Genomic DNA, 17,494 nt, shown 5'->3' with positions numbered 1-17,494 from the left:
GACAGCTCCTTTCTGCCCAGTCACCTGCAAACTGGCTTATCGCCGCACGCCGACGCGGTTGACGCCACCATTGGCATTGCCACCGGCATTATGGCGTACCGCAGCGCGGGCCACTGGACGCGCACCCAGCACCACACCGGGCCGAGCAACGCAACCCGCCGGGTAGGCAGTGTATTGGCAGTACACGACCGCATTGGCTGGGCCTGGATTCAGCGTGAGACCTGCAAGGCCCAAGAGGGCGCTAGCAGCAATCCCGCTGATAGTCGCTGACTGGATCGAAAGACGCTTCTTGGGATGCATGGTGCGGGTCTCCCTTTTGTGCCTGCACAACAGATACACGGATGCCGTCTCTGGTGCGGCTGCACGCAGCGTGTCCGCTAAAGGATCGGGGGCGTTGACACAGATCAACCATGCGTTCCCCTAGCGACGCGGGAACCCCACAGAGGCGAGTGCAGCGCACACGTGTCGGTGCAGCTCCTGCGGCTCAGGTGATAGGGGTGGGCTTACTCGCTGAGCCGGTACTGCCGAGCTCGAGGGTGACGAGCCTCGCGAGAAGCGTCGCCGGATAAAGCTGACCGATCACGCTCTCGATGTTGCAGAGACTTCGTGCCAACGGATGTACCGGAACGATGTCTCCATACCCAGTCGACGTAAGCGTGACAAAGCTCATGTAAAAAAGCGATGCGGCAACCGAATGATCGTCCTCGAAAGCTATTCCCTTGATTGCGTCGGGAGCCGCCAGCCCTACAAACAGGAACAGCGTTGCAAAGGCCACCGCAATCAAAAGGTACAGAAGGATCGCTCCGATAATTCGGTGATATGTAACGAGACCTCGCCTGAAAACGGCCTGAAGCACGACAACGCCCAACGTGCAGGCGATGACCAGCCATGCGCCCGCCAAAATGTGAAGGTGGTACGGTACTGGGTAGTAAATGCGCAAGAAGAATACGGCGACGTTGAAAACGAGCGCGAGCGACATCAGAACGAGAGCAGTCGGATTGTTGGAGATGATCACCATGCTGACGATGATCGCTAGCAACAGGCCATCCGCAAACAGATGAAAGGCGGTAATGCCCATTGCTTGTAGCGGGGCGAAGACAAAAATCAGTAATGCCAGCACTGCCGTGAGCACCGAGAGCAGCCAGTCAATGCGTTCTCCGCGCAAACGGCGCAGCTCGCTTACGGGCGTCTTCATCGATGTTCCTAAGGCCTGGCGCTGACCGCAGCGCTGCACCTTTGTACAATTCCGGACGAAAGCTCAGCTTCGTTGACCTAGATCAAGGGAACGGGAGCAAGCCCAGGCGCGCTCAGTGAATGGGTTAGTGGCCTGCCGCAGCCTGTTTGAGCGGCTCGATTAGCTCGTGCGCTGAGAACGGCTTCGTTGGAAATGCGAGGCATCCGGACAGCAGTGCGGCCTCGCGAACGGAATCGGTCTCATTGCCGGTGATGAAAATGACGGGGACCAAAACGCCTCGTGCTTTGAGTTGATGTCGGAGATCGATCCCGGAGCGCAGGTTGAGATTGATATCCAAAATGATGCAGAGTTCGTTGGCGATCGGCGTGCTGCTCCAGCTCTTCGGCAGACGAGAAGAGGATCGGTTCATAGTCATGCTGTCGGAGGAGCCGCTGGACAGCCCTCAACATTCCGGGATCGTCGTCATCGACTATGACTTGCCTACTGTGCACTCCGGGACCTACCGATCGCTTCCGGGGTGAAAGACGGGTAACAGCTCTCCGGAGCCGTGGCGTTTTAGTTGATATGCTGGCGATGCGGCCTGTTGCGCCGGTCGTCCCTGCGGACGGATCAACGGTCATTGTCGCCCTTGCGGCGCGGTTGTCCCGTGATGGCCGCCGACCGACGATGGTGCCCTCCGCAATCCCCTCGGCAAGGTACTACCGAGCTGCGAAGGAACTGCGGGGACAGCCCGACGCCGATTATCGAGGGTATCTGCTGCGAGAACATCCCCGGTTGCAGTTACGCGAAAGCCACCGCGCGTGCTTTGCCGCTGCGCCCGATGCCGACCGAGTTCCGAGGGCAACGAAATGCCCAAAAACACACGCCTTGGTCTCGTCAAGCCGTTAAGGTCGTTTCCGTCTACCTTTCGTGAAGGCGGTGCGTATGATCTTCAAAAAGTTACGATTCAGGGCACGACGTGGCCGCGTCAGCATAGCCATAATGACCTTTGCAATGGTCGTTGCTGCGGTATGGGCTGTCGCGTACTTCCTACAAACCGCCCCGCCACGTTAACGAGCTGCGCAACCACCGGGTTGCCGTTGGTGTTAGCGGTAGCGGCGCTCGTTCATTGGGGGAACACGTATTCGCGCTTAACGGTCTCACGATCAACAATATGTCGATGCAGCCGCTGAGCAACAATGCCGCACTGCTCGCACTGCAGTCGGGCGCAGTCGACGCGGCTATCTTTGTCGATGGAGCGGAAAACCACGCCGTCTGGACAGCGCTTCACGATCCAACTTTGAAGCTGCTAAGTTACAGCAAGGCTGAAGCCTACCATCGACGGCTCAGTTTCATCAGCAAACTGACGTTGCCACCCGGCGTGGTCGACTTGGCGAACAACATTCCGGAGCGAGAAGTCGATCTTATTGGCACCAAAGCGATGCTTGCAGCCCGTGACGGTCTCCACCCCGCGCTGATCCACCTGCTGGTTGACGCGGCAGGTGAAATTCATGGCAAACAAGGGCTTTTCGAGCAGGCCGGAGAGTTTCCGGGAACGACCCAAGTCGATCTGCGCGTCTCGACCGATGCTGACCAGCATAAGCGCTTCGGGCGGAGCTTCCTCTATCAATATCTTCCTTTCTGGGTCGCGACATTGGCCGAGCGAGCGATCATTATACTGCTCCCTTTGGCTGCCGTTCTGCTTCCGCTCTTTCATTATTTTCCACAGTTGCGCCGGTGGCATGTTCGGTCACGGGTCTATCGATGGTATGGCGAGCTAGCTCTGCTTGAGCAAGATGTTGCCGCGCGAACGGGCACTTTGCCGACGGAGAAGTGGCTGGCTGACTTAGAACGCATTGAGCGAGCGGTGGCCCGCATATACACACCGGCTGGGTTCGCGAGTGAGGCTTATACGTTACGCGAGCACATTGGCCTAGTCCGTCGCGCCATCATCGCGCGGAACCATTTGCCACCGGTCACGTCAGGTTAGGAATGGGAACAAAGAGGATGGCTGAGAACGCCAGTATCCGATTCGTCACCAAGTCTTCTCGACTACGATCCGCTAAGACCGTCAGCGCGTCGGCACTGGCGCTACACCATGAATTGCAGCCGGACCTACATCGGCAAGCTCGCGGCCGAAGGCGTGATCCAGCAGCAAGCTGGCCGCTTTCAGCTCGATCTGAGCCGCGTGGCATATCTGCATTACCTTCGTCGCGAGCGGCGGCAATCGCCGTGCACTGAGGCCGACGCGGATCACGTCAAGCTGAAGACAGAGATGCTGCAGTTGCGCCTTGTGGAGGCCCGGCGCGAGCTGGTGAGCCGTGAGGCACACGAAGCCATGATCGAGCAGATGGCTGGAGTTGTGTTGACGAAGCTCGGCGGCTGGCCAGCGCGCATTGCGGGTGCAGACCTTAGCCTGCGACGGAGAGCTGAAGCCATGCTACACGAGTTGCGCACCGACATTGCCGACGCCTGTACCCGCTTGGATGACGAAAGGCCGTTCTGGGTTTAGTTCATGTGTTGGCGGCAGTCATATAACGACCTTGATCTGCGTCAAGCACCGTACGGCGAAGCGGCTGTCCTATCCGCCAACTGGACAAGCGGCCCGCAACCTCCGTGGTGCCGGGCACCCCGTCCACCGCAGTCTCAGCTAGGTCTCCGTCACTATGTCATTCTTCACGGACCGTGACCTCCAATGCCTCGCCGGGTTGAAAGCAAATTGGCGTCAGTCTATTGTGGTGAACTCAAGCGCCTGCAAAACGAAGTCTCTGACAAACGTTGGAACGACAAGAAGCTGGGGCCCCATCACGTCTCCACTGTCCCCACGGTAAGTCCGTGGTCGAACCGATCTATCCAAAAGCCATGCCGGTGATCCTGACCACCGACGAAGAGCGCGACGTGTGGATGCGTGCGCCGTAGGATGAGGCGAAGGCGCTGCAACGTCCACTGGCGGACGATGCGCTCAAGATCGTGATGCGTGGCGCTGACAAGGAAGACAAAGCAACGGTATGAGGCTGATCTCTGAAAGGACCATACCGTGGCGGGACCCTTCGCAATTCCATTACAAACTTAGCCGTCCAATCACTCCGATCTCTTAGAGGAGGGTTGGTCCGGCTCTCGCTTGACAAGCTTCCAGCGCTGGTCGTTCGAAGGCTTGAGATAGATCAAGGCCTTGATCGGCTCGAATGGCGCAAATTGCTGCGGTGGCGGGTTAACTCAGGGTAGCCCTATGGCGCGGTATATCGACAAAATCATACAGCCCGGCGAAAGGTTGCTGTATTCGACCAACGAACACTGGATGTACTTTCTACCCGCAATCGCTGCGTGGATCGTGATGGTCGCATTTTTGGTGCTGTGGCGCTTCTTTACCGCCGAAGTGCTGGCGTTGGCCTGCTTGGCCTTAGCGGCGGGAGCCGGGCTTGCGGCTTTGTACTGGACGGCGACGGCTTGGTTCCACCGGTGGACCACCGAGACCGACGTAACCAACATGCGGGTTGTCCACAAGACCGGTTTCATCAAGCGGGAAACTTTTGAGATGAGCCTCGACAAAGTTGAGAGCGTTGATGTGAAGCAGAGCATTCTTGGCCGCCTTATGGACTACGGCGACCTCACCATTCAGGGTGTGGGCGAGGGCACGCGAACCATTACCACCATCACTTCGCCGCTCGCGTTTCGCAACGCCATCACGACGAGACCGGTGTAACAGTCGCCTTGGCTGAAGCCGGAGAACCGCTGCTTGGTGCCGTTCAACAGCTTCGCAGAATACGCGCCGGAGCCGAACCCGGAGACCAGGAAAAAGTACGTGGTCTGGTTCGCGCTCGACGAGGACAGGCCGCTCACCGCCTTTGCTGGCATCTGGACCACGTTCAACGGTGATCGCGGCACGAAGTCGAAGCCGCTACCCGGCCCGCATCACGTCTATGGTTTTCTCACGACTTCGCCGAACGCGGTGGTCGAGCCGTCCATCCGAAGGCGTTGCCGGTGATCCTGACCACCGACGAAGAGAGGGACGTTTGGATGCGCGCACCCTGGGATGAGGCCAAGGCATTGCAGCGCCCGCTGCCGAACGACACGCTCCGGATCGTGATGCGCGGGCCGACAAAGAGGACAAGGCGACGGCGTGATCAAGAGCAGACGCTACCCTCGAGAGCGCCCTCGATGCAGGGGCACCGGCAGCGCGAAACTGTGGGTATGATGACGTTTTTGAGGTAGCTCCCTTTGACCCTTGCCTCTCGAACTTGCACGGTGGATGGACCTTAAAGAGGGACCAGCCAAATGTCGGGAGATATGTTGCTTATGGCCGCTTTGGGATTGCCGCCTTGCTCATTGCCGGTGGTGTAGCGGCCATCTTTTGGGGGGACCGATTATTCCTTCATGGGTCGGGGCTTTCAAAGGGAATAGATAAACTCGATTTAAAATCAGACTGGGGAAAGGTATCTTTTGCAGGGATGAGCGTGGGCGATGTTCCGAGATAGATCGCTGCGAAGACACTGGCGGGCTGGCTACTGAGATGGACCTGTTGCAACGACGCACAAAACCGGCGGGAGCCGCCACGTTCAGGTCCCTGCCATTCCCGCATTTGTCCTTTTCTCACGCAATTCCAACCCGATGGCGAACGCGCGGCGTTCTGTCTTCATCTGATCATCGCGTGCGAGAGTTTGCGCATCAGACGGGGATACGGAGGCCGCCCTCTCGAGTCGTTTTCTCACAGTAGCGCTACAAAACCGAGTCGCGGCCACCGCAACATTCTGCAGGCTGATTGGTGAACTGCCCTTTGGCTCCATTAGTCGGGCGACTTCTTGGTAGAGGCATTCTTCTCTATCGGTGACTTCGGCCGCATCGATAATCGCGGTGGCCTGGATCGGGTCAAGCTGCGCGTCGGTTCTGCATGATGCGCAAAGGATTGTCACCACAATGAAGAGCAATGCTCGCGTCATTTTCATCTCAGAAACCGGAAAGCTCGATAATTACCAGCCTGTCCCGATTCAAAAAAGGGCGATCGCCGAGCGGAAGGTTGATCTAAGTCAACTCCGATGTGTGCCTGGAGAAGAGTCGGCACGTTTCAAGGTGCTCGGGGGTCAAGGGCGGCGTGGTGGCGCCAGCAAAATTACCGCTATCAAGTGGCTTGTAACCGCTTTCTGAACGCGTTGCGGGCCCGCTAGCCAGTGCGAAGTGCTCAGCCGAAGATGCGTCTTGATCTGAATCAATTCTGCCGACGGCAGAGAGCAACATTGCTGTTGGGCCAAGGCATCTAGGGAACGCTTTTCGCCGCGGCTGCGACTGACCACAAGAGACATGGGCCGGGACGGGCGGAGGAGGAATGCCAGCCGAAGTCGGTTTGCTGCAGGGGGACGTGATGCTCGAAACAGTGCTCGGCAGTGCAAGGTTCTTCCGGCGAACTGGTCCGCATCCACTCGCGCTCGTCGCTAGCACGGCGCGGGGTGTGGCAGACGAACGTGAATTATTGCTGGAAGGTTTGGCCCCTTTACAAGCGGCCGGACCGACTCAAGTGAGCTTTCTAGACAATCGCCGTTACGCTTCCGCCCTGGATCAAACCTCCGCCGGCGCGGTGCTCGTTCACCCTGATATGGTTTCACGAGTACCAGCGGCAACTGTGGCGATCCAAACGAGCGAACCGTATGCGGCTTGGGCCCGCGTTGCTGCGCTGTTCTACCCAATGCCACCGCCTCGTCCTGGAGTTCACCCTTCGGCAATAATAGCGGATGGCGCTCAAATTGATCCTTCGACAGAAGTTGGACCCCTGTCTGTGATCGAAACCGGAGCGGAGATAGGGCCGGGTTGCCGGATCGGTCCTTGCGCAGTCATCGGAAGCGGGGTCACCATCGGGAGGGATTGCCGGATTGGCGCAAATGTGAGCCTTAGTTACGCGGTTTTGGGAGCACGCGTTTACGTGTATCCGGGTGCGCGGATTGGGCAGGAAGGATTCGGATTCGCCTCCACCAGCGACGGGTTTCTCTCGATCCCCCAGCTTGGGCGAGTTATTCTTGAAGATGATGTTGAAGTTGGTGCCAATTCGACGATTGATCGCGGATCATCGCGAGACACCGTAATTGGCGCTGGCTCCCGCCTCGATAACCTCGTGCAAATCGGTCACAATGTTAGTCTCGGCCGCTGTTGCGTCGTAGTTGCACAGGTGGGGATCTCGGGTTCAACTGTACTTGAAGATTTCGTCCGCGTTGGGGGGCAGGCTGCTATGGCAGGGCATCTTCGAATAGGCCGAGGTTCGGAAATCGGAGCGCAGGCGGGCGTCATTTCGGATCTAGCACCCGGTGCTAAGGTTCTCGGAAGCCCTGCCCAGTCGATAAAGACCTTCTTCCGACAGATTGCCACGCTTAAGAGGATCGCGGCGCGAGACCCGTGAACGCGAGTCTGCCTCAGTTGCAACAAGAGGCTCGGCTATTGATTCCCTTGGTATTCCAGCGTTCCTCGGCTCACCCAACGATCTCCTAGAACTCACAGCTTGGATCAGCCGACGATGGGGGTGCAAGGGCGCTTGGTCTCATCCGGGCGCCCTTGTGCTGAGGTCCTAAGCCCCGCGCCAGACGTGCAGCACGCCTTCGCGAAAGCCGCCGACGAACTGATCAGATACGTCCGGCGGCAGAATTTGGCTGAGATCATCAAACGACCCGCTCACCATGGTCGCGAGCTCGTGTGCCGACGCATGCTCTGCCCAGCGGCGACCCAACTCCAAACCTCGTTGCCGATCCGCCGTTGCGTCCATAGTCATGGACTATCTCCGCGTCCGTGGCCCCGGCGAAGCGGATGCCGCGCCGGGGCCTGTACGTTCCCGCCGATCCTGGAAGCTTGGGGGCTGGAAAGAATCGGCAAGGCCACTGCAGACAAGCAGATCCGCAGTCTCTGGCTAGTGCACTTTGTGCCAATGGCCGGCCGGAAAGCGCTGTCGGGCTGACTGCGTAACAGGCTGAGCAAGGCCCTCCGAACAGCCCGGGCCGACGCGGGCGAGGAGATCGAGTCTGTCTCAAGAAGGCAAGTACGAACCCTCGTACTGCCAGCGTCCCGTTCTGCGGGCAGGACCGACTCGTGCAGACGCTGGCCCGCTTACATAGAAAGACCCCGGCGGTGCCGAGGCCTTAGTTTTCGAATGTTAGAAGAAATCAATAGCGAGCGGTCACCGGCGCACCGTACCCGCCGAAGCGATAGTTGACGCGCAGTGTGACCATATCGACGTCTTGGCTGATCCTGTTCAGCGCGCCAGCAACGACGGGGTTGGCTACCGAGAACGAGTTGTTCGCGTCACCCATGAACAGATGATCGTACTCGATGCCGGCTGACCAGTTCGGTGCGAAACCATACTCCCAGCCGACGCCTACAGTCCCGCCCCAGCGGGTTGAGCTCGCAGCTGCCAGTTCAGTTCCGGTGAGCGTGTCGAGGATGCTGAAGCGGTTGCTCGTCACTGCCGCGCCGCCTTTAACGTATAGCAAGGAAGCGTTCCAGGAATAGCCGATCTGGCCGGTGAACAGGCCAATGCCGTCCGTTTTTGTGCGGGTCGAGAACGCTGGGTTGATCAGACTGACGCGCTCGCTGCTGAGGTCCGCCCAGTCACCTTGAGCTTCCAGGCCGAACACCCACTGGCTTGCCTGCCAACGATACCCGACCTGACCGCCGATCAGGCCTCCAGAGCGCTCGCGACAGCCATCAGCGAAAACCACGCCGGCCGCGCCGACGAAATCCCAGCAATTGCGGCTTTGACCCCAGCCACCGTTCGCGCCGATGTAGAACCCGGTCCAGTCGTAGATCGGAGCGGCCAGCGCCGGCGGGGCCTTGGTGTACGGACGTGCCGCCATGTCGGCAGCGGAAGCTGGGGAGGCGAGCCCCAAAGCAAACAACGCAACGGTACCGAGCAGAAACTTCTTCATCAGAGTTCTCCATCCCCATGCGTCGGCGGTCGCCGATCCTGTCGCAAGTTGCAAGAGCATAATTATACGACTCGCTCCATGTCGTCCGTGTCCTGCCTGTCACACCGCAGCGCCAAAATGGTGGGAGGGGGAACCCGATGCCCTCTACTAAGCTTTGGACTTAATTAACCTTCAGGCTCTTCCGCGGACTCGGATCTCCTTAGGCGGTACTGTCCTTCTTAATCGCCACAACCATTTATTATGGCCGCGGATAACTCCTCACTGCGCGTGGCCCCAGCGACCTTCATAATACACTGTCTGACTGCGTGTACCTGTTCGCACGTTGGTCCAAGCAGTGCAGCGGAGCGGGGTGCGCGTGACGGTCGTCTCCACACCTACGAGTCAACGCCCATGCTCGCACATGAGCTGCGGCGCCAAGCAGATGTCTTCACCGATCTCTTGGAACTGCGAAATAAGATTAGCTGCGATCCGTCAACTCGTCTGAGGCCGGGGTCTGCTGAACGATCTGCATCAGACGGGATCGCCTGACATTGCGGAAAAATTCCGAACTCTGAGCTGGTTATTAGTTCGCGTGGTCTGGTGTCGCGTGTGTAGTGCTTCGCGCGGAGCAAAGGAGTTGGGGCGCCCTTGGTGGACTACGACCGTAGGAAAACTGCGGCGTCCAAATAGCAGCGCGGAAACATGGCCTGCAACTGCGCCCCGCGGAGGAAAATTGTGTGAGGCGACAAACCGCCTCGTTCTGAGATCCAACTCCGAACTGGAGCCGGGTACATCGAATAGATCATTTGCGTGGCTTCTCGATTTGTAATATGGCGCCCGCCGTCGCCGAGGTCCCAGGCTGCGTGAAAAGCGAGCCTTGCCCTCTCAGTAACGCAGATCCTATTTGATGGGATCTTTGCTAATGCGATTGTACAGGCGGAGGCGCAGAGGCCATCGATAATCACAGTCTGGCCAGTCTCATTCAACTCATCATATCGATCAAGGTAACGTTGGATCAAGCCACCACGGTCATTGGCAATTCTCACCACTGCGTGGCTCTCGCCGGCGCATACAACCAAAAATGCTGAAGCGAGCAGCAGAGCAAGGGGTCTCATGATGTGCCTCCCCGACTGACATCAGATGCGCGAGAGCGTCTTCTCTGGCAGTAAATCCGGCATTCTCGTTTCCGGCTAACAGCAAGACTCCTCAACGAGTTTGCCTCACGCGCGGGAATGGAATTGATCTAAGTCAATAAACGGAAGTGCGACGTGAGTGTCCCAGGGAATGGGGCATGTGTAACCAGCTTCGAACGCGGCGAGCGGACCTGTCGAAGCCCGCCAGGAGACTCAACTTAGTCCCCTGTGGGGATACCTGGTGGGTTTTCGTCCGTTGGATATAAACCGGCCTTCACCGCTCGCTCCAGCTCAGTCGACAGCGTGTCGAAATGCTGCGCAATCTTCGCCAAAAGTTCTCGCTTCTGCGGCGATGTCGCCAGCGCGCTAATCAGCGCAGCTTCTGCTGCTTGCTTTCGCAGTGCTTCCAGATGATCCCGGTGATCATTCACAGCGGCTCGCCATCCGGCCGGCTCATGGCAAGCGCCTGCGCGACGAAATTGTCAAATATGGGCACCGCGTCCTCAATCTTTTGGCAGCAGCCGCTGTCGAGCGAAAGCTCTGCACTGAGGTCGAACAGCTCTAGCCAGAACAGTGGCACACCATGCAGATCAAGTTCCGGGCCTCGCAACATCCGGATTTCACACTTTGCGACCATGGCGACTGAAACGGACATACCTAGATCGTTGTCCGGGATGCATGAGAGCCGAACGTAAGTCTGCGCGATCTTCAGTTCCGTAAGTGCCCTTCCGGGCGTGCTGCCGGCGATCAAAATTCAGTCCTGGTGTCTTTTGGAGGCATTGACCAATCGCGAGCGTCGCTCGGGGATTAGCCTGAGCATTGAGGTGAGGGCGGCCAGACATAGCCATGATCAGCAGACGCGCGCTTGCTATAGGTCGCCAGAGTTTTGTTCTTTGAGGGCACAAATCCATTGCGGCGCAAAAGCTCTGCAAACGGACCGGTGCGCCTCTGTAAAGTAGCGAGGGGGATACCGGAGACGTCAACCTTAGATCGCTGCTCGCCCAGTGTTTGATCTAGGTCAAACATTGCGAACGAGATGACCTCAGGTATTTGGAAGAAATCGGAGCCCCCTCGACCTTTGAGTTCCCGCCAGAAAAGGAAAGCAGCGCTTGGCGTTCCGGAGATACGCAGTCGGGCAAAGCGTGAAAGGGCACTGCAGGGGGATGTTTCTATGTGGAAGTGCGGGGATCGCCCTATGATGGCTCGCCCAAAGATGTGGGCGTTGATGTCTTGAGCAGGGCAGGAGCGAGCTATAGGTCGGCGGGAAGCCTGAGTGCGATACCTAGCGCGACGGGCGGTATTGCTCGGCTGGCCTGCGCGCGGGTCGCTACCTCGGGCCAAGACACAGCTGCGCTAGTGTCCAAGGCGGGATTGACGCTGAACGACTTCCGCGACCCAGCAGTCCGGCTCGAGGTTGCGACCCAGATCAAGATTCTGGATTGGCTGCTCAAGAATTGGAGGATGACATCTTGGGCTTCCGGCTCGCCCGGAGCTTTGATCTGCGTGAGATCGGCCTTGTCTACTACGTTATGGCTTCGTCAGAGAATGTCGCCGATGCGCTTCGTGCCGCGGAACGGTACAGCCGGATCATGAATGAGGGAGTCCGGCTGCGTTTCGACATGGAGAAGCATACTGCGACCGTTGCCCTCGAATATGTCGGTGTCGATCGAAGCGGCCAGCGGCAACAGATCGAATTCTGGATAGTTACGCTGGTGCGGATTCTGCAGGCAGGTAACGGACGGCCGTGTGGTGCCGTCTCGGCTGCAGGTGAGGCATCTGCGAACCGGCATGCCCCCCAAATTTAGAACGTTCTTTGGCAGAGACGTCGAGTTCGGCGCTGACGGCGATGTGATCTCTTTTCCGGTGCAAGTGGCACTGCTCCCGCTGGTAGGCCGCGACGGCTATCTGCACGATTTGTTGCGATGCTACGCGGAGGAAGCGCTGATGCGGAATGCGCCGCATGGCGCGACGGTTCATTCAAGGGTCGAAAAGACGCTCACCACACTGCTGCCTCACGGTAGAGGCGTCGCGAAGGAAGTCGCGCGGCAGATAGGACTGAGTACCCGCACCTTGTCGCGCAAGCTTGGCGAAGAGAAGACGTCCTTCGCTGAAATTCTTGACCAGTTACGGGCGGCGCTCGCCAAGCGCTATCTCGAAGAGGAGCAGCTACCCGTGTCTGAAGTTGCGTGGCTGCTTGGTTATCGCGAACTGAGTTCCCTAACACACGCGTTCAAGCGATGGACCGGAATGACACCACGACAGTTCCGGTCAAGCTCTCAACGCGAGCTGAGTCGCAGCGAAAAGCCCTGATTGCCTTGATTTAGTTCGACGAGCGGAGTACTTGCCCGCGTGGAGCGGAGAAAGTGTGACGTCATGGCGCTCGGGTTTGCAGGCCGGCTCAAGTGCTATTCATAGTGTACTCAAGGACGATGCCCTTTGGTGCACTTGCGAGTTCCTCTACCCTGCTTCAGCTTGCAGTAGTTCACTTGGAAGAGGGGGAGATCATGTCTTGTCGTGCCTCGATCCGACGGCACTTCCCGGACCCGTCAATCACGATCGAATATACCCGCGAGAGGTCTCTGGCGCAAGAATCGCGGCGAGGTTCTATTTTGATCCTCGCAGGATTCCGAACCGAAGTTGAGACCCAATTAGTGATCGATCGACTCTTGAACGAGTACTTTACGCCCGAATCGCGGCAGGCGTAAGCGCCACCTCACGGTCTCTTGCGTCAGTGTGCGCCATCCTTAAATTGACGTGACGAGCACTTCGTTGCCTTCGCGAGGACATACTTTGCTTGAGCCGGGATGGTTGGCAGGGACATTGCTTCGCCGCCGTTGATCTAGATCAACTAGGCATTCGCCACAACGCCCGAATACAGTTGTGGTCACGGGATGTGTGATCACGATGTTGCTTGGTCTGGTATCCAATTGTTGCTCGGGAGGTCATCACAATGAGGTGCAGATTGCTTCTGCTTGCGCTGGTCTTAGTCTCCTCAGCTTTGGCCAGTGAGGCGCGCGCCACGACGGCCGATATTCGCAGCATCACCTGTGGCGAATATCTTGCCATGTCGGCTGCACCGTCGAGCAAGTTTTCGGCTTGGATGACCGGCTGGTTCAGTTATGAAAGTCGGAGGACGTTTGTAGATTTTGACCTGCATCGGGCAAATGTCACAAGCGTAAGAGGGTGGTGCCAATCCAACCCAAATGCCAGTGTGATGGCAGGGCTAGAAAAATCGATAGGCGTAAATGCGGTGCCTACTGCTACGCTGGATTTTAACAAGATCACTTGCGGAACTTGGTTGGCATACGGTTCAGCGGATCAAGATTTTGTAAGATACTTCATGAGCGGCTATTACAACGCAGCGGCAAGCAACAGTGTATTGGATTACGACCGCCTGCAGCGGAATTCCAGTGCGGTCGTCGCGTATTGTAAGAAAAACAAATCTCGCACTCTACCAACGGCCATTCAGAACAGAGCTACCTAGGTCGAACCAGTTTGCAACCGCTTGCAAGCAACGGATCGCGCCCTGCATTAGCGTAGCTCCTGCGTAACAGCGCAATTCATTTGAGTTTCGCTCAGTGTGGCATGTTGGGCTGGACTCGGCTCGTCAACTTGAGAGCTTGGCGAAGGTCGTCAAGGCAGAAGGCAAGGGCTGCGGGCCTAACAAAGGCGGTCGAACACCGTAGAAGGGGTGTTGTGCTGAGGGGCGCCTAGGCCCCGCGCCAGACGTGCAACACGCCTTCGCGAAAGCCGCCGACGAACTGATCAGATACGTCCGGTGGCAGTATTTGGCTCAGTTCATCAAACGACCCGCTCACCATGGTCGCGAGCTCGTGTGCCGACGCATGCTCTGCCCAGCGGCGACCCAACTCCAAACCTCGTTGCCGATCCGCCGTTGCGTCCATAGTCCTGGACTATCTCCGCGTCCGTGGCCCCGGCGAAGCGGATGCCGCGCCGGGGCCTGTACGTTCCCGCCAATCCTGGAAGCTTGGGGGCTGGAAAGACTCGGCAAGGCGCACCGTAGACAAAACAGATCTGCCGCCCGCGGCTACTGCACTTTGTGCCAATGGGCGAATGCGACCCGAGGGGCTGTCGGGCTGCCGGCAACATCGATCGAAGTCCCCAGGTGGCTCGACGAGCGCGTCGCCGCGAACGACCGCGGCGGCTCTCAGCCGCATTGCAATCGCTTGGCTCTTTCGGAGTACGAGCCCTTAGTCAGCCTGTTATGCAGAAACCGCACGCGCCGAAAATGAGACGGCTTCAGTCTGGATGACTGAGCCGGTGGGGCGTCTATGTACCTTGAGGAAGTTAGCACGGCGGTCCCTTGTGCGATCTTTGACTTCGATGACGACGATGGTTGCGGCTTGGTTGCCGTCGACAGCGTGGTCATCGGCCGGAACGACAAGCAAAATGGTTATAGATTTCGCGGACGCGGCTTGCGTGATTTCAGTCATGAGGCCGAACCCTAGGCTTGGTTTGAAGAAGCAAAATCCGATCCTGTACCTCAGGACAATTGGCTCTATGGCCGAATTGAAGTTTTATTATCCCGTCAACGGCACCCCCAAACGCCGTGACCAACCAACCCAGCCCCCCAATGCCGCCCCAGTTTCCCGAACGCTGGGGCGGCAACCCGTTTTGGCCAGTTGGTCGGCTCTGTTGAGCCCGTATGTGCGTTCGTAGTTCAGGCTCCTTTTTGATTCTCTCAATTTCTGCCAATGGACTTCCGACTGTGGCAGAGTTTTGAAATTGATCTTGAGTTCGAAATCGCGAGCGCCCGGCGGCTCTATGCTGACGATGTCCGCTCGCGGGGAGCAAGGCAAGCATTGCACCGCGAGGTCGCGACTTCTGTTTTTGACCAAAAGCGGCCATTGTTCGTTCGAGCGCACCCAGTCAACGAGAAATCAATGGTTGGACAGGAATTCCAACGTGAGCTTGTTGAATACGTCCGGATTCAATCGCTGCATGCCATGTGCTGCATTCGGTATCACCACCGTCGCAGGAAACTCCCGGCACTTCCGCATTTCGCGGTACATCAACTCAAACTTCTTTGGACTTTTGTCGGCCGTCATGAGCAGCACGGGGAAGTCAAACTTCTTGACGTCAGCACATGTGCTGATCGGGCGGTCTTTGTCCCCCAACGCCGAGTAAATATTTGCTAGAAACATTTCCTTCGTAGGTTCGGGAAACCTTAGCCAGGTGCCGGGGCCGCTCAACGTGTCGACGAAGATCTCCGCAGCTCTGGCTGTATCACCGGCTCTTAAGTTTTCCTGCAAGGTCCCGATCAGCTTTTTTGTGAAATCTCCGGCTTCTTTTGCCTCGGCGGTCTCGGACACCGGCATTTCGATGCTGCCATCCGGCAGCACCAGCGTTCGAATGACTTCGGGGTGCGATTTCGCAACCTCGACTGCAACCGCGCCACCGCGCGAGTGCCCAACGAGGTGCACTTTCCCGAGATTCAATTTGTTTATCAACGTAGCGATGTCCTGGGCGTGCTGCTCGATTGAGAAATCGGTGCCGCTGCCATCCCAGCGTTCTGGGTAAAAGTGCCTTAGGCTGACCGCAATCACCCGGTGAGCGACACTAAAGGCGCCGAATTGGGCATTCCAAATCCGGTAATCGCTTGTAGAGCCGTGCACCAGCACGATGGGTGTACCCTCACCCGCTTCCCGGTAGGCCATGGGATAACCGTTGATGGCTTCCCATTTCAATTCCGATGGAATGGGCCAGTCGGGCTTGACCTCTTGTGCCCACAGTAGTGTGCTCGTGCAGGCGGCAAATAGAAATGAGACCACGATGCGGCGCATTGAACTTCCTCCTCAGGCAGGTCTCCGAGAGGACTGGTTTGCCGCCAGCATAGTTCTCCACAACGCGCATGGCAGCAAGCGATAACCGAGCGCGCGTATTTTTCTTGCCTCATGTGAGTCCGGTTGTGGCCCTAAGCCGAAGAGCAGTTCAGCCGCCGTGATGTCCGCTATCGCTGGTGAACCGGACGCCGAGCTGAACTTGGCTCGCCAGCCGCTTTTGACCCTGAACGGAAGTCGCAGACCAAGACCCTCCGAACCTCTGGCACGGACACCACCCGACGAATCCGGCGGTGGCGCAAATGCGAAGTGCGGCGGCGTCTCCTAGGGCGACCTTCGCATAGACCAGAGGATAGCGTTCGTGAGGAGTCGCTGGTAGCGGCAATCCTGCCAAACTGACGGCTCGTGGCCCAGCGCCGAATAAAATACCCGTCCCTCGCCATAGAACCGGGTCCAGGTGAGAGGCCAGCCATAGAATCGCTGATGCACGCCGTTCTTGCCAAGGTCCACCGAGCTTGGGTCGAGGCGCAGGAGCACGCGTGATCCACGATAATCGAAGTCGCTGATTTGGTAGATCTCGTCCTCAACTTGCAACGAATTTCCGAGGAAAGCCACCAGGGGATCGCCAGGATCAACCACCTCGATCTTCACGGCCTGATGCCAAGGATGACCATTAAAGTAGCCGCCGACCAGATCGAGATAGTCCGGCCAAGTGTAGAATGTGTCCGTCGCAGAATGAACACCGAGGAACCCGCGGCCCGAGCGTACAAAGCTGAGAAGAGCTCTCTTTTGCGCGTCGCTCATCGGAAGTTCTCCGGTTGTGTAGAACATCACCGCCGCGTAGCGCTCGAGGTTTTCGGCAGAAAATTCGGACGTGTCTTCCGTTGCAGTGACTTCAAAGACACCCGAATTGCTTCCGAGCTGGGCCAGGATTACCTTGGAAAGCGGTATGACATCATGCCGATAGCCGGCGGAGTATGTGAAATAGAGGATGCGCTCTGGCGGACGCTCCGCATGCGCGCCGAGTGGTCGGATTGCCGCAGCGCCGCCGAGGAGCGCGATGAACTCACGTCGCCTCACAATCGCCTCCGCCAAAGCCGACCAACCATGTTTTGAAGAAGCCTAGCACAGATCAGCCCAGCACCGGTCTTGGGGCATCGCCGTCCTATGCAACGCTGCTGGCCCATCAGCGAAGTGGCGAACCGTCTCATTGAGGTCAGCTTCGTGGGTGGAAGCGGACTGGTTTTGCTCAGGCCGGGTTCTTCGCACCTTGACCCGAAGCAGACGAACTTGGGAAGGTGCACGACCCCCGAACTGCCGAGCCGAGCCGAATACTGAGCGCAGTGCAACGGCGCTCGCGGTGACCTAGCCGGTATTTTTGACCGCTTCAGCCAGTATCTCGTAAAGCTGCTGCTTGCTGAATTGCTTAGGCTGCTGCCTCTCCGCTGCGTTCCGCGACACCTTCTTTGCGACTGGAAGGGCGCAAGCTGCCGACGACGTCGCCCTCAG

General features: G+C 58.0%; 19 protein-coding genes and 3 pseudogenes. 10 read left to right on the top strand and 12 right to left on the bottom strand.

Annotated elements, in window-relative coordinates; genetic code table 11:
* Positions 1–36: 36 nt before the first annotated feature.
* The 3 genes from ABIB66_RS33115 to ABIB66_RS33105 all read right to left on the bottom strand — a co-directional run bounded on the left by ABIB66_RS33115 (position 37) and on the right by ABIB66_RS33105 (position 1,604).
* Positions 37–300: a hypothetical protein gene (locus tag ABIB66_RS33115; protein ID WP_354065623.1), complete on the bottom strand. Its 264-nt coding sequence runs from the start codon at positions 298–300 to the stop codon at positions 37–39.
* 184 nt (positions 301–484) lie between these two features.
* Positions 485–1,195: an ion channel gene (locus ABIB66_RS33110; RefSeq protein ID WP_275174772.1), complete on the bottom strand. Its 711-nt coding sequence runs from the start codon at positions 1,193–1,195 to the stop codon at positions 485–487.
* Positions 1,196–1,319: 124 nt separating this feature from the next.
* Positions 1,320–1,604, bottom strand: coding sequence for a response regulator (locus tag ABIB66_RS33105; RefSeq protein ID WP_354218066.1), 285 nt, complete (start codon positions 1,602–1,604; stop codon positions 1,320–1,322).
* Positions 1,605–2,183: 579 nt separating this feature from the next.
* Here ABIB66_RS33105 and ABIB66_RS33100 point away from each other — a divergent pair.
* From ABIB66_RS33100 to ABIB66_RS33080, 5 genes and pseudogenes are all read left to right on the top strand, one after another.
* Complete coding sequence (locus ABIB66_RS33100) at positions 2,184–3,164, top strand: TAXI family TRAP transporter solute-binding subunit (RefSeq protein ID WP_354218065.1); 981 nt, start codon at positions 2,184–2,186, stop codon at positions 3,162–3,164.
* A gap of 108 nt (positions 3,165–3,272) precedes the next feature.
* Positions 3,273–3,686 carry a hypothetical protein gene (locus ABIB66_RS33095; protein ID WP_354210631.1) on the top strand — a complete coding sequence of 138 codons (414 nt, stop codon included), beginning with the start codon at positions 3,273–3,275 and terminating at the stop codon, positions 3,684–3,686.
* Between the two features lie 320 nt (positions 3,687–4,006).
* Positions 4,007–4,186 (top strand): annotated as a pseudogene (locus tag ABIB66_RS33090) (SOS response-associated peptidase); the annotation flags it as partial.
* A 217-nt stretch (positions 4,187–4,403) separates the two neighbouring features.
* On the top strand, positions 4,404–4,877 hold the full coding sequence (locus ABIB66_RS33085; protein WP_275174767.1) for a PH domain-containing protein: 474 nt from the start codon (positions 4,404–4,406) through the stop codon (positions 4,875–4,877).
* A 9-nt stretch (positions 4,878–4,886) separates the two neighbouring features.
* Positions 4,887–5,386: pseudogene (locus ABIB66_RS33080) on the top strand (SOS response-associated peptidase family protein); the annotation flags it as partial.
* Between the two features lie 344 nt (positions 5,387–5,730).
* Here ABIB66_RS33080 and ABIB66_RS33075 read toward each other — a convergent pair.
* Entirely contained in the window at positions 5,731–6,111 is a 381-nt protein-coding gene (locus tag ABIB66_RS33075; RefSeq protein ID WP_354257488.1) for a hypothetical protein, read from the bottom strand.
* A 383-nt stretch (positions 6,112–6,494) separates the two neighbouring features.
* On the opposite strand from ABIB66_RS33075, the gene lpxD reads away from it, so the two are divergent.
* Entirely contained in the window at positions 6,495–7,556 is a 1,062-nt protein-coding gene (lpxD, locus tag ABIB66_RS33070) for a UDP-3-O-(3-hydroxymyristoyl)glucosamine N-acyltransferase (RefSeq protein ID WP_354218064.1), read from the top strand.
* A gap of 165 nt (positions 7,557–7,721) precedes the next feature.
* Here lpxD and ABIB66_RS33065 read toward each other — a convergent pair whose 3' ends face one another.
* Positions 7,722–7,922: a hypothetical protein gene (locus ABIB66_RS33065; protein WP_354210634.1), complete on the bottom strand. Its 201-nt coding sequence runs from the start codon at positions 7,920–7,922 to the stop codon at positions 7,722–7,724.
* Positions 7,923–8,310: 388 nt separating this feature from the next.
* The gene (locus ABIB66_RS33060; protein ID WP_354210635.1) at positions 8,311–9,072 is read right to left on the bottom strand and encodes an outer membrane protein; all 762 of its coding nucleotides are present in this window, start codon (positions 9,070–9,072) and stop codon (positions 8,311–8,313) included.
* 316 nt (positions 9,073–9,388) lie between these two features.
* Between ABIB66_RS33060 and ABIB66_RS33055 the strand changes: the two are divergent.
* A pseudogene (locus ABIB66_RS33055) lies at positions 9,389–9,600 on the top strand (hypothetical protein); the annotation flags it as partial.
* 107 nt (positions 9,601–9,707) lie between these two features.
* On the opposite strand, the gene ABIB66_RS33050 reads toward ABIB66_RS33055, so the two are convergent.
* The 3 genes from ABIB66_RS33050 to ABIB66_RS33040 form a co-directional block, all read right to left on the bottom strand.
* Positions 9,708–10,166: a hypothetical protein gene (locus ABIB66_RS33050; RefSeq protein ID WP_354065638.1), complete on the bottom strand. Its 459-nt coding sequence runs from the start codon at positions 10,164–10,166 to the stop codon at positions 9,708–9,710.
* Between the two features lie 236 nt (positions 10,167–10,402).
* Positions 10,403–10,615, bottom strand: a complete 213-nt coding sequence (locus ABIB66_RS33045; RefSeq protein ID WP_275174762.1) for a hypothetical protein — start codon at positions 10,613–10,615, stop codon at positions 10,403–10,405.
* A complete protein-coding gene (locus ABIB66_RS33040) occupies positions 10,612–10,935 on the bottom strand; it encodes a hypothetical protein (RefSeq protein ID WP_354210636.1) in 324 nt (107 codons plus the stop codon). Before ABIB66_RS33040 ends, ABIB66_RS33045 begins: the two co-directional genes overlap by 4 nt.
* 688 nt (positions 10,936–11,623) lie before the next feature.
* Here ABIB66_RS33040 and ABIB66_RS33035 point away from each other — a divergent pair.
* The 3 genes from ABIB66_RS33035 (at position 11,624) to ABIB66_RS33025 (ending at position 13,668) form a co-directional block, all read left to right on the top strand.
* A complete protein-coding gene (locus ABIB66_RS33035; RefSeq protein WP_354210637.1) occupies positions 11,624–11,989 on the top strand; it encodes an AraC family transcriptional regulator ligand-binding domain-containing protein in 366 nt (121 codons plus the stop codon).
* The gene (locus ABIB66_RS33030; protein WP_354210638.1) at positions 11,973–12,494 is read left to right on the top strand and encodes a helix-turn-helix transcriptional regulator; all 522 of its coding nucleotides are present in this window, start codon (positions 11,973–11,975) and stop codon (positions 12,492–12,494) included. The genes ABIB66_RS33035 and ABIB66_RS33030 overlap by 17 nt, the downstream gene beginning before the upstream one ends.
* A 652-nt stretch (positions 12,495–13,146) precedes the next feature.
* Positions 13,147–13,668: an HdeA/HdeB family chaperone gene (locus tag ABIB66_RS33025; protein ID WP_275174760.1), complete on the top strand. Its 522-nt coding sequence runs from the start codon at positions 13,147–13,149 to the stop codon at positions 13,666–13,668.
* Between the two features lie 739 nt (positions 13,669–14,407).
* Here the strand turns inward: ABIB66_RS33025 and ABIB66_RS33020 are convergent.
* The 3 genes from ABIB66_RS33020 to ABIB66_RS33010 form a co-directional block, all read right to left on the bottom strand.
* Positions 14,408–14,638 (bottom strand): hypothetical protein, encoded by a 231-nt coding sequence (locus tag ABIB66_RS33020; RefSeq protein WP_354257484.1) that lies wholly within the window; start codon positions 14,636–14,638, stop codon positions 14,408–14,410.
* A 447-nt stretch (positions 14,639–15,085) separates the two neighbouring features.
* A complete protein-coding gene (locus ABIB66_RS33015; protein WP_354212199.1) occupies positions 15,086–15,988 on the bottom strand; it encodes an alpha/beta fold hydrolase in 903 nt (300 codons plus the stop codon).
* A gap of 321 nt (positions 15,989–16,309) precedes the next feature.
* Positions 16,310–17,065: a ThuA domain-containing protein gene (locus tag ABIB66_RS33010; protein ID WP_354065645.1), complete on the bottom strand. Its 756-nt coding sequence runs from the start codon at positions 17,063–17,065 to the stop codon at positions 16,310–16,312.
* Positions 17,066–17,494: the final 429 nt, after the last annotated feature.

It is taken from the genome of Bradyrhizobium sp. F1.13.3 (assembly GCF_040548265.1).
Taxonomy (GTDB): domain Bacteria; phylum Pseudomonadota; class Alphaproteobacteria; order Rhizobiales; family Xanthobacteraceae; genus Bradyrhizobium.
This window is presented reverse-complemented; position numbering and strand designations above follow the sequence as displayed.